We start from the raw sequence: 11,998 nt of genomic DNA on the forward strand, positions 1-11,998 counted from the left end.
AACGCGCTGTCCTGTATATCGAGTCCCGCTGTCGCGGACGGGTGTGTCGTTGTCCATCGATAGCGAGCTCTGAGACTCAAATGGCCCTGTGAGGTTCCACGAGATTCATTACGCTGGGCGGCAGTGAACGGAATATATGTCGTTGCTGCCCTCCCGCGGTCCCGACACGAGCACCTCACAGGACGGGGAGCTACAGGTCGTCGGGGTCGACGAAGACGTCTCAGATGTCCTCGATGCCCTCTCCTCGGAAACGGCCAGAGAGATCCTCAACACCGTCTACGACGAGCCGGGAACACCCTCTGAACTGGCCGACCGGCTCGATATGTCGATACAGAAGGTCTCCTATCACCTGGAAAAGCTGGAAGACGAAGAGCTGATCACCGTCGCAGGGGTCCAGTACTCGGAAAAAGGCCAAGAGATGAAGGTGTACGAGCCCCCGGAGGACCCGCTGGTGTTGTTCGTCGGGACGCAGGAGCGCAAGCAGTCGCTCCGGTCGCTCGTTCGCCGGGTCCTGCCTGTCATCGGGGTTCTCACCGCGGCTAGCGTCATGCTGCAACTCCTGCTCGGGCAGTTCCCGATCCAGCTCGGGAGTTCCGGGGCCGGCGGCGACGCGGGAACCACCGGTGACGGTGCCCAGGGCGGGGACGCCGAGAGTCTCGAGGCGGCGAACGAAACGGCCGCGACGGCCGAACCCACGTCAGCCCCGACGGAGACAGACGACAGCGGGTTCCAGATAGCCGAGGCGACGGAGACGCCGGAAGCCACGCCGGCCCCGGAAAGCACTCCGGTGCCAGAAGCCGACACCCCGGTCGAAGCGATGACCGAGGAAGCGCGTAAACTGACGACCGACGCCGCGGCCAGTGGTGGCATCGACCTCGAACCCGGCGTGGCCTTCTTCCTCGGTGGGCTGCTGGTCCTGACGCTGTACGTCTCGTTCTGGGCGTACAAGAACTACCGCTGAGCCGGCTTAGCGGTCCAGTAGATTCAGTCCGAATCGATCCGTTCGGCGACCAGCACGCCAGCCTGCTCGGTGACCATCTCGACGGCCGTCAGCGCGTAGCCGGCGTCGGTGAAGGCGTCAGCCAGGACACCGACCGTCGCCGGGTCGTCGACTTCGGGGCTGTAAAACGGCGCATCGGGGTCGTCGTCGCCGAACAGCATCACGTCTCCGAGGACGATTCGTCGCGGCCCCAGATCGGCGATGGTGTCGATGGCGTCGCGCTTCTCGTCATCGCCGAGGTGATGCATCGCGAAGTTCGACGTGACGATGTCCACCGGGCCGTCGACGTTCGGAGCGCGGAAACGGCCATCGCCGAAGCTCACGTTCTCGACGCCTCGCTCGTCGGCTTTCTCCCGTGCTTTCTCCAGCATCCCGTCGCTGATGTCGCGGCCGATAACCTCGCCCGCGTCGGGCGCGAGTGCGAACGCAATCGCTCCGGTCCCCGTGCCGAGGTCGAGGACTACGTCGTCGCTTTCGGGGGCCGCGTGCTCGACAGCGAAGTCGACACAGGCGCGATACGCCGCCGAATCCTGGTCCTCGTCGTACGCGTCGGCGTGTTCGGAGAAGCGCTCGGCGTGTTCGTCGAGTGATTTCTTCATACTCGCTTCTCGTCGTGCTCGCACAAGTGTCTCCCGCTCCGTTTCGCGGTTTTGTCGCGGCTCGGGTTCACTTAAAACGCGTTTTGAGCCACAGGTGGGCTTTTGCTATCCCCGTCCAAAGCATGAACTGCGCCGTCGACGGGTGACCTGCCCCCGAGCCGCCCTGACCCCGTCCCCGCCGACGGCCACCGCCCTCACTCCGCTGACGCTCCCTGGTAGTCTCCCCGCCCCCACACGCCAACGCCTTTGTCCGTTCGCTCGCTGTCGTCCGGTATGCGTCTCACGTTTCTCGGCACCGGAAGCGCCATGCCCACCGGCTCTCGAATGCAGTCCGGCTATCTGCTGGAACGCGACGGAAAACGGCTGCTCGTCGACTGTGGCAGCGGCGTGTTGCACTCGCTGGCCCGAACAGACGCGGGCTACGAAGGCGTCGACACCGTGTTACTGACCCACCACCATCTAGACCACGTTTCCGACCTCGACGTGCTGATGAAGGCCCGCTGGCTGGCCGGCGAAACAGAGCTCACGATAGCGGGTCCGCCGGGCACGTCCGACCTGGTTCGGGACCTCCTCGAAACACACGACTACATGCAGGACCGACTGGACCTGACGCTCAGGGACCTCGATGGCGGACCGTTCGAACTGGCTGGGTTCAGCGGCGACACCTGCGAGACGCGCCACTCGATGCAGTGTTTCGCCTACCGACTCTCAGTCGATGACGGACCGGCGATAACGCTTGGCGCAGACTCAGAGGCGTTCACGGACCTCGTCGAGTTCGCCGAAGGGTCGGCAGTGCTCGTCCACGACTGCTCGTTCCCGGATGACGTGGACGTGTCGAACCACCCGACGCCGACGACGCTCGGAGCGACGCTCCGCGATGCCGACGCCGAGGTCGGGCGTGTGTATCTCACCCACTTGTATCCACACACGGAGGGACGACACGAGGAGATGCTGGAGTCGATAGCGGACAGCTACGACGGCGACGTGCAGTTCGCCGAAGACGGCCTGACGATAACCGTCGACAGGACCTAAACGCGTTCGAGCGTGACGCGGAACTCGGCTCCACCGGCGTCGCTTTCTGCCACGCTGACCCTGCCGCCGTAGGACTCGGTCAGCGCCCGAACGAACCCGAGGCCGAAGCCGGTCCCCGAACTCTTCTGCCCCTTCACACCCATTTCGAAAATATTCTCGCGCAGGTTTGGCGAGACACCCGCCCCATCGTCGGCGAAACAGACAGTGACCTCGTCAGGGGTGGCTTCCGCCGGAGCCACTCGCATGTGTACCTCGCCCTCGTTGTGGACCGCCGCGTTGGACATGATGTTCGTGAACACCGAGTCGAGCAGGTCGCCGCCGTACACCTGATACTCGAACGCTGACGGCTCGAAATCGACAGTCAGTGACCCGTAGTTGGCTCTGACATCCCGGACTGTGTCCCCGAGAACCGTCGCGAGGTCCTGTGGCTCCGGGTTGTCCTGCGATTCTAGCGTCGAGACGAGGTCGCCGACGCGCTGGATGAGGTCGGCGGCGCTCTCGGCCGCGCGCTGTATCTTGCCGGCGTACTCCTCGGTCTGGCCGTCGACCTGTCCCGCGACGACATCGGCGAACCCAGCGATGACCTGAAGGTCGTTACCCAGGTCGTGGCGGAGAAGCCGGTCGTACATCTCGATCATCTCCTTTCGCCGTTCCAGGTCCCGGTGTGCCCGTTCTAGCCGTTCACGGGAACGGATGTTGGAGATGGCCGTCGCGGCGTGGGTCGCGAGAATCTCCATCGGTCTGACGTACTCGTCCCCGAACTCCTCGACGGTTTGTGACCGTGTGACCAACACCGCTGTCACCTCGTCACCCATCCGGGCCGGGACAGCCAGCGCACCCGTCACGTCCGAGTCGGCCGTGACAGCGGCGTCAGCGCCCTGTTCGACGAGCGTCTCGCCGGCCTCCTGCGCCCGTCGAGCCAGGTCACTGGGTGGCTCACCCTGAACGAGATTCGGGTTCGTGCTGTGGACGACCCGGAGGTCGTCGTCACGAACTTCGACGAACGTAGAGTAGGAGAACTCGAACAGCAGCGACATCGCTTCGAGCGTGAGGGAAACGACCTCGTCGACGGATTCACACCGATTGAGCGCCTGCCCGTACTTGTTCAGGTCGGCGACCTGTCTGGCAAAGTCCTGTTGTTCTTCGAACGACATATCACCCACTCCTCGCAGACATTGGAACTACGTAGCAATAGTGAGCGGGGCAAAAAACGGTTTCGGGAGACTCACCGGCGGAATGAAAGACGGCAGACACGTATCGTGGGTACGCGGTCTCAATCGAGTCGGTACCGAAGTAGCGCGGCGATGCCACCGAGGTTCGAGAGCTGCTGGCCGGGCGCGAACTCCGCGGAGAAGACGGTCACGTCGCCGCCTTTCTGCTCTGTCGTCTCGATGATCTGGTCGACGTCGATGTCCCAGTCGCCCTCGCCGGCCCGCTCCAGTCGGAGCCGCTCGTCGAGCACGAGCAGCGTCTCGATAGCGCCGTAGTCGGCCGCCTTGGCGACTTCCTCCGGGCCGTAGGCCACCTCCGAACCCGACCCGATGCGCTCCATCAGTTCGTCGATGTAATCCGCCTCCTCGGCGATGCGGGTCTGCTGTTGCACGTCCTCGACAGCGCCGCGTTTGAGTACTTCGTGGACGCCTCGGTCGCTGACAGCAGACGTGTCTACGACGGTAATCTGCTCGGCGATATCGGGAATCTCGTCCTGAAAGTGGTCTAGCGCGTCCTGTTTGGTGAAGCCGGGACCCGCGAGGATGTAGGCGTCCACGTCCTGGCGTTTGAGGACTGACGCCAGTTCGTCGAACAGTTCCTTGCGCGGGCGGGCATACTCGCCCTTGCCAGTCGTCGAGGTGATGGTCGCCCGCTCCTCTGTGCCGTACTGGGCGACGGTGTGGACGTGGGCCTCACCCTCTTCGACGGTCGCGATCGCCACATCGGGGTTCTCCGTGGCTTCGACGGCCTCCTCCAGGCGGTCGGCCTGGTCCGGTTTGAGATGCTTTTCGATGGTGAGTTCGGTGTGTTCCTCGACGTTGAGCGTGTGGTGAAAACCCAGTTGGTCCTCCCGAGAGCAGTCGACGATTTCGCCGCCGACCCGGAGGCGGTTGGCGAACTTCGCGAACTCCACGTCGGTGACCTCGATCTGAATCCACATCGGCTCTCGCTCGCCGCCTTTGTCCCGGAGGTTGTCGTCGTTGCGCTGGATGCGACGGGTCGTGTCGCCGGAGACGAGGTCCCCCGGCTCGATGACGTACGAGAGATGCCAGAGGTCGTCCAGCGTCTCGGGGACCACCTCGATGCGCTCTGCCCCTTCGGCGGTGGTCTCCTGACTCTGTATTTGCATACTGAAGCGTCCGCTTCAGGGACACAAGTGTTCTGCCATTCGACGCGCTGGGACAGGAAAACCGTGACCGAACTAATCAGGCGACCGAGCCTGCAGCGGGCGTCGCGGGTTCAGAGGCGATTTCCGGCATCTCCCTGACAGCGGTCCCGATAGCGTAGGCCCCGGCCACGTAAGCGTAGAACACTACGAAGGGTGTCAGGACGGAACCCACGACGGTGGCGCTCAGGACGCTGACGACGACGCCGGCGAGGAGGCTGATACCGAACGCGACGACCCAGCCAGTAGCGTAGGTGCGGCTGAACAGGAGCGGGCGGAGGTCACTCGGCGAGAACGCCGCGGCGACGCTGTCGGTCCGAACGGAGGCGACGACGGCGGCCGGAACAATGTACACTGCGGCCAGGGAAATCGCGAGCATTCCGAGCGCGGCGACTGTGAGGAGCAATCCCGTGATTACGCCACTGAAGACGGTCTCGCTGGGTCCGAAGGTGGCAACAGTGAGAAACAGTGCTGTCCCTGTGATCACCGTCGGGACCAGCGAGTAAACGAATCCGATAGCGAACGCCTTCAGCCCGTCTATGCCCAGGTCGCCCCATTCGTCGAACTCCGGCGGCGTCGTCTCCCCGTTCATCACGGCCCGGAGTGACCGGACGACGTACCCGAACACGAAGAACAGCGGAACGACGAGGAAACTCAGGAACAGCAACGCACCCCCGATAGCGATGGTTTTCACTGCGCTGTCGCCGTCCCGCGGATACGATATGGCTTCTTTGAACATGATGACGCTCCGTGACAGTAGCCTGGCTGGCGTGGCCGCTGCCACGTCAGTCACGACGATGTGTCACATTGAATTATAATACGTCTTACAAGTACATATAGCAGTAGGTGTTACGTGCTGTCAGTTCGCGTCGGGAGAGTCTCCGTGTCTCACCGCTGGTCTGTGTCGCCCTCGGCAGCCGCCTGCAGGCGTCCAAAGGCCTCCCACGACGGGTCCGCCCCGGGGTGCGATTGTCGGGTGCCGTCGACGTAGAGCCCTGAACCGTTGGTCACTTCGCCGACGACGGCGGCTGGCGTCCCGCGGTCCCTGAGCGCGTCGACGACGCTATCAGCGTCTGCAGGGTTGACGGCAGCCAGAAGCGTCCCGCAACTACTGACGTGCCAGGGGTCGATGTCGAGCGCGTCACAGAGCGCGCCGACGCCTTCGGCGACCGGCATCGCCTCGCTATCCACGTCGAATCGTTCCGACGCACCGTCGGCCATTTCGATGAACGCACCGGTGATACCGCCCTCTGTCGCGTCGTGCATCGCCGTCACGTTGCCGGCGTTTGTCGCGGCCATCGCGTCCTCGACGAGCGCGGTGTCGGCCAGTCGCTCCTGTGCGATGGCGGTTCGGTCGGGCGACAGTCCGATCTGTTCCGGAAAGAGATTGGCGAACAGGCCAGTGACTTCGGCCCCGGGGCCGGTGCCGACGACCAGTTTGTCGCCCGCCCGAGCGCCGTCCGGCCGGACGATGTCGTCGTGGGACCCGACGCCGAGCACCGTCGCACCACCGACCCAGGAGTAGTCGACGCCGGCGTAGCGGGCGGTGTGGCCGGTGACGACGCTCACGCCGACTTCCTCGGCCCGCCCGGCAAAGCCGTGCCACATCGCCGCCAGTTCGTCGTCGCTCATCGCCGGTGGGAGGGTGAACGTTACGGAGAGATGCGACGGCGCGATACCGGAAACGGCAACGTCGGCCAGGACCACGTCAAGCGCGAACCGACCGGCCCGCTCGAACCCCAAATCGGGGAGGACCGACAATGGGTCGGTGGCCGTGACGAGGGCGTCGCCGCCGACGTCGATGACGCCGAAATCGATACCGTGGGTCGGCCCCAGCGTCACGTCCTCTCGGTCCGCGCCCAGTTCCGGGTAGATGACGGTATCGAACAGTTCGCGGTCGATTTTTCCGAGATCACTCATGCAGCCAGCTACCTCCGGCGCGGTGTTCTCTCTGCCCCGGCATCGTCACTCCTCGGTCATCCGACTGCCGCCGGGCGGCAGGAACTCCTGTATCTGGTCCGGGCTGGCGACCTTGCGGACGAACGTCTCGTCGGCGAACCGCTCCTTGAACTCGCGGTAGAGGCGCTTGGCGATATCGTTCTGGGCGTACTGGCCCGGTTCAACGGTGATGCTCGTCGCGGCCTGTCCCTCGATAGCCGCCGGCGGGCCACCGATGACCCGCGTCTCGTCGTCGCAGGTGATACCGACGGCGACGCCGGCCGGCGTGCCCTCGAAGTACGTCCGGTCGCCGCGGACGGCGAAGCCGCCCTTCTCCAGATACTCGCCGCTTTCCGGCGTTTTCGACACCTGGTCGGGGTCGACCATGTACACGTCGCCGGCGAACTTCCCGTCTTTCCAGACCGAGGAGTACGAGACCGCGAACTGGGCGGCCTGGTCCAGTGACGACTGCGGGAACTCAACCTCCTTGGACGGCTCACTGGGACCGGTGGCCTTGAGCACCGTGACCGGGCCGCCGTGGGCCTGCGCGTGGAAGAACTTGTCACCGCCCTCCAGATACTTCTGGACGAGTTCTTCGTTGTCGTCGGCGTCGCGGCCGCCGATGACGAGGAAGCCGTCCGAGGTGTGGAACCAGCGGAACTGCTCGTACCAGCGCTCGGTCGACCGGGTCGGAATGGACTGCATCGAGAGCCAGTCCGTCGGTTCGTCCTCGGCCTCGTCGTTATCGGCTTCGTCCTCGCCGTCGTCGGCCTCCCACTCCTCGCGCCGCTCTTTGACCGCTTCGAGGTCCTCGCGGGTGTTCTCGATGGCAGCGAGCGCGCCCTCCTTCTTCTCCTCGATGCGTTTGGCCTCCTTGTACAGTTCGTCGGCGTTCTTCTCGACGCCGGTGAAGGCGTCCACTGTGACCCGCGTCCCGTCGATGTCGAGGGTCACCGTCCCCTCGCTCCCGTCAAGCGAGACAACTGCTTCGGCGGCCGCGATGCCGCGGTCGGCCCCCTCGTCAAACTTCGCCTCGATGTCGTCCCAGGACACGTCGTCCTGGCGGGCGGCCTGCACCGTCGAGAGCACGTCGTCGACGAGGTCGTAGTTGGCGTACAGCAGCTCGGCCTTCTCCCGTTCGACCTCGGCGTCGGCTTCGAAGTCCTCGATAGCCTGCTCCTGTTGCTGGATGATGCGCTGCTGTTTCTCTATCTCGGCCTCGAAGTCCGGGCGCTGTGTCTCGCCGCCCTCGACTTCCTCCTCCCGCTGGAAATTGAAGAAGTAGTCGTCCAGCGCGGGGTTGAACTCCGTGAAAGATTCGCTGTAGAGTTCTTCGTACTCCGCCAGCGGAATCGGCGTCACGTCGATGCGCCGGCGGTCCGGGTCATCGCCGGATTCCCCGTTGCCTGCACCGTCACCGTCGTCGAGCGTTTCGTAGTACACCCGCGGGTCGACATCTCCCTCACGCAGGCGCGTCCCCATCTCGTCGATGAGTTCGTACAGCCGCTCGAAATCGGACTCATCGAGGTCGTCGACGGCGACGTTGTAGTCGATGCCGGCGCGGGTACACAGTTCCTCGCCGTAGAGGCCGCCGAAGTTCAGTTGCGTCGCCAGCGTCCGCACGAGGTCAGCGTCGGATTCCTTGATGCGAGCGACAAACCCGTCGTAATCGACAGTCATCGGGTTGAACCGCGCCGACGGGAATTCGTAGGGCGTCCCGGGTGCGACGGTTCGGGATTTGAGCCTGACCGTTTCAAGACAGTCGATGACCTCGCCGTATTCGTCCAGCACGGCGACGTTCCCGTCGCCGAACAGCTCCGCGACGATAGTCGTCGACGCGTCCTCGCGGTCGAACTCCAGTTCGATGATGCGGTCGAACTCGAACTGCTCGACGCGGACGAGGTCAGCGCCCGACAGCCGGTTCCGGAGCATCATCGCGAAGTCCGGCGGGCGGCCCGGTGCGTCGGGGACGTGACTCTGGTCGGCAGCGTGGGCGCGCTTGACGTCGCCGACTTCGATGAGGAACTCGACGCGCCCGCGGTCGAAGTCCCGGAGCTTCAGTCTGACGAGGTCGTCCTCGGGGTAGAGGTACGCCTTGTCGAGCTTCGCGCCCTCGTAGCCGGCGAGTTCGCCCTCCAGGGCGGCGAGGTCGACGCTCGTCAGTTCCCGCTTGTGGTCCATGTCGGTGGCTGTCGGCGGGCACCCAAAGGCGTTCCGTTACCCGCTGTCGGCGATTGCCTCGCCCGTCTCCAGTCCGTTCCGTAACGCCGCGTGGAGTCGCCCCTCGCCGGCCACCCAGTCGCCGGCGAAGTACAGGTCGTGCTCGGCGGCACACGCCAGCAGATCGTGGTCGACCTTGCCCTCGGGCTGGGAGTAGCGCCAGTGCTGATGGTCGGTCCAGTCGGGGTCGGCAAGCCGGTCGTCGTCCAGCAGTCGAGCCGTCCGCGTCGCGATGTCGTCGACGAGCGTATCGGGGTGTTCGTCGTAGTTCGCAATCGACCACGGTTCGTTCATCTGCACCAGCAGCAGGGACTCGCCGTCGGGGACGTGGCCGTCCTTGCACTCCTCGCGGCCGACCCAGCCGATGTCGTGGTCCTTGTCGCTGTTGACCGCGGCATACCACGGCACGTCGATTTCGAAGGGATAGTGCAGCACCCCCGCGATGACCGTTCGATAGGGGACCGAAGCGATTTCCTGCCGAAGCGCCCGGCAGTCGTCGTGATCCCACCGCGACTGTCCCAGCAAATCTGCTGTCTGGGGGGCCGGCGGTGTCAGCAGCGCGGCGTCGAAGTGCCCCAGGTCCGCTCCGTCGTCGTCCTCGAGCCGCCAGCCGTCGCGCTGCCGCTCCAGTCGTTCGACCCGGACGCCGTTCTCTACTTCGGCGTCGGTCTCGTCGAACAGTCGCTTTGCAAGCTGTGTAATGCCCGCCTCGTACGTCCATTTGTGTTCGTCAGCGTCCCGTCCAGCGTCGATTTCCCCGGTCCTGTCGAACGCGTGCACCGGTTCCTCGATATCGACGAGTCCCTCGGTCGAGAGCGCCTCCGTGACCAGTTCCGTCACGCGCCCGTCGTCCGCCTTGAGATAGTTCGCCCCGTACTCGTACGTGCAGTCGCCGTGCCGCCGGGTCGCGGCGCGCCCGCAGACGCCGCGGCTCTTCTCGAACACTGTTACGTCGACTTCCGCGTCGTGGAGCGCGTACGTTGCCGCCGCACCGGCACCACCGGCACCGACGACTGCGAGGTTACGAGCCATACGTGCCAGTCGGACGGTGTGAGTAAAAATCCACCACACAACCAGTTCGGACCGCCCGCCAGTGGTCCGGTTCAGCGGTCCCGCTGGCGTCGGAGACCCCGACGCGTCCAGCCGACCACGGCGAGTATCGCGACACCGACGCCCACTTGGCGGAGTGAGAACCCGGGGCCCTGTGCCGCGGTCGTTGCCCTGTCATCGCTGTCAGTGGCCGGAATGGATTGGTTTTCGACTGTGAGTGGGCCCGCCGTCTCGCCGTTGACCCGAACGGTTCCGTTGACCGCCTCGAACTCTGTCTCGACGACCGTCTCCTCACCGGGCTCAAGCGCCACTTCGTTCGTTGCCACCGGTTCGCCGTCGACCGTCACGGTCAGTGTCTCGTTGACTGGTCGCGGACGGGCGTTCTTTACTGTCGTTCGCACGGTCGTATTGAACCCGGCCCGAACCCAGTCAGCCGACAGTGAGGCCTCCCTGATCTGCAAATCGGCGTTCCCCTGACCTTCGGGAGTGGGTTCCCCATCGGTACCCACTTCGGTCCCGAATCCAGCGGATTCGTTTCCGTCGCCGGTCGTGTTGCCGGCAGGCGCGCCCCCGCCTGCTGTTCCGTTCCGCGCGGTTGCGTTCGTCCCATCGGTCGACGTCCCGTTTTCATTGCCATCCAACCCCGTGATCTCGTCATAGATTCCACCGTCAGACTGGGAGTCATCGTCGTTGTCCGAGCCGTCAGAGTCCTCGGAGCCGCTATTGTCGGAGTTGCCTGAGTCGTTCGAACCGTCTCCACTGGAGTCGGTATCGTCGTCGGAGTTGCCACCTGAGTCGTCAGTGTCGGCAGCGCCGACATCGCTATCCGCCTCAGTTTCCTCCTGTGTACCGTTCTCAGTTCTTTCACTGTCCGTCGGTGCCTCGGTCTCCTCACTGTCCGTTGGTTCTTCAGTTTCCTCACTGTCCGTTGGTTCCTCGGTCTCTTCACTGTCCGTTGGTTCTTCAGTTTCCTCACTGTCCGTTGGTTCTTCGGTCTCCTCACTGTCCGTTGGTTCTTCAGTTTCCTCACGGTCAGTGGGTTCCTCGGTCTCTTCACTGTCCGTTGGTTCTTCAGTTTCCTCACGGTCAGTGGGTTCCTCGGTCTCTTCACTGTCCGTTGGTTCTTCAGTTTCCTCACTGTCCGTTGGTTCTTCGGTCTCCTCACTGTCCGTTGGTTGCTCAGTCTCTCCATCGTCCGTCGGTTCCTCGGTCTCCTCACTGTCATTCGGCTCTTCAGTCTGGGTCTGTGTCTCGGTATGTTCTCTTTCTGTGGGGTTCTCGGTTTGCGTCGGCTCCTCCGTTTCTTCGTTTTCGGTCGATTCCTCCGTTTCCTCGCTCTCAGTCGGTGTCTCCGGGCTCTCCGTAGGTTCCTCCGTCTGGTCGGTCGGGTCTTCGGTTTCTTCGGAGTCTGTCTGTGGCTGTTCCGTCGGCGTCTGTTGGGCCTCCGCAGTCTGCTCGCCGTCGGTCGGTGCGTCCGTTTCGTTTACCTGCCCGAGCAGTCTCTCAGAGTCGGATTCGATAATAGATTCGACGGCGGCTCCGGGTGTGCTCACTGCGGCGTCCGATACACCGTTCTGGGGGCCGGCGCCGGAGGCACCCACGCTGCCGACAGCGAATACGGACGCGAGCGCAGCGGTGCCGAAAACGATAGTGACAGCAGCAAAGAGTTGTTTGACCTCGCTCATACAGGGAGGTACGCGAGTAAAGGATTAGTTACCCAGCAGCCAAACCCTCGGTAAGGTCGTCCTTCGTACACAGAACCGGTAGTGTGGCCGGAAAATC

General features: G+C 64.1%; 10 protein-coding genes. 2 read left to right on the forward strand and 8 right to left on the reverse strand.

What is annotated here, in order from left to right; translation table 11 throughout:
* Positions 1–136 precede the first annotated feature (136 nt).
* Positions 137–961, forward strand: a complete 825-nt coding sequence (locus SG26_RS15905) for a winged helix-turn-helix domain-containing protein (RefSeq protein ID WP_050038099.1) — start codon at positions 137–139, stop codon at positions 959–961.
* A 23-nt stretch (positions 962–984) separates the two neighbouring features.
* Here the strand turns inward: SG26_RS15905 and SG26_RS15910 are convergent, their stop codons facing one another.
* Positions 985–1,599 carry a class I SAM-dependent methyltransferase gene (locus SG26_RS15910; RefSeq protein ID WP_050038100.1) on the reverse strand — a complete coding sequence of 205 codons (615 nt, stop codon included), beginning with the start codon at positions 1,597–1,599 and terminating at the stop codon, positions 985–987.
* 273 nt (positions 1,600–1,872) lie between these two features.
* On the opposite strand from SG26_RS15910, the gene SG26_RS15915 reads away from it, so the two are divergent.
* Positions 1,873–2,631, forward strand: coding sequence for an MBL fold metallo-hydrolase (locus SG26_RS15915; RefSeq protein WP_023843268.1), 759 nt, complete (start codon positions 1,873–1,875; stop codon positions 2,629–2,631).
* Here SG26_RS15915 and SG26_RS15920 read toward each other — a convergent pair.
* The 7 genes from SG26_RS15920 to SG26_RS15950 form a co-directional block, all read right to left on the reverse strand.
* Positions 2,628–3,785 (reverse strand): ATP-binding protein, encoded by a 1,158-nt coding sequence (locus SG26_RS15920; RefSeq protein ID WP_050038298.1) that lies wholly within the window; start codon positions 3,783–3,785, stop codon positions 2,628–2,630. The two genes, SG26_RS15915 and SG26_RS15920, sit on opposite strands and share 4 nt — an antisense overlap.
* Before the next feature lie 119 nt (positions 3,786–3,904).
* The gene (locus SG26_RS15925; RefSeq protein ID WP_050038101.1) at positions 3,905–4,972 is read right to left on the reverse strand and encodes an mRNA surveillance protein pelota; all 1,068 of its coding nucleotides are present in this window, start codon (positions 4,970–4,972) and stop codon (positions 3,905–3,907) included.
* Positions 4,973–5,048: 76 nt separating this feature from the next.
* On the reverse strand, positions 5,049–5,747 hold the full coding sequence (locus SG26_RS15930) for a DUF4013 domain-containing protein (RefSeq protein ID WP_050038102.1): 699 nt from the start codon (positions 5,745–5,747) through the stop codon (positions 5,049–5,051).
* Between the two features lie 149 nt (positions 5,748–5,896).
* On the reverse strand, positions 5,897–6,928 hold the full coding sequence (locus SG26_RS15935; RefSeq protein WP_050038103.1) for an AIR synthase family protein: 1,032 nt from the start codon (positions 6,926–6,928) through the stop codon (positions 5,897–5,899).
* A gap of 45 nt (positions 6,929–6,973) precedes the next feature.
* Positions 6,974–9,127, reverse strand: a complete 2,154-nt coding sequence (gene rqcH, locus SG26_RS15940; RefSeq protein WP_014040424.1) for a ribosome rescue protein RqcH — start codon at positions 9,125–9,127, stop codon at positions 6,974–6,976.
* Positions 9,128–9,163: 36 nt separating this feature from the next.
* Positions 9,164–10,198, reverse strand: a complete 1,035-nt coding sequence (locus SG26_RS15945) for an NAD(P)/FAD-dependent oxidoreductase (RefSeq protein ID WP_050038104.1) — start codon at positions 10,196–10,198, stop codon at positions 9,164–9,166.
* 71 nt (positions 10,199–10,269) lie between these two features.
* Positions 10,270–11,901 (reverse strand): hypothetical protein, encoded by a 1,632-nt coding sequence (locus tag SG26_RS15950; protein ID WP_050038105.1) that lies wholly within the window; start codon positions 11,899–11,901, stop codon positions 10,270–10,272.
* Positions 11,902–11,998: the final 97 nt, after the last annotated feature.

It is taken from the genome of Haloarcula sp. CBA1115 (genome assembly GCF_000827835.1).
GTDB classification, from domain to species: Archaea; Halobacteriota; Halobacteria; order Halobacteriales; family Haloarculaceae; genus Haloarcula; species Haloarcula hispanica.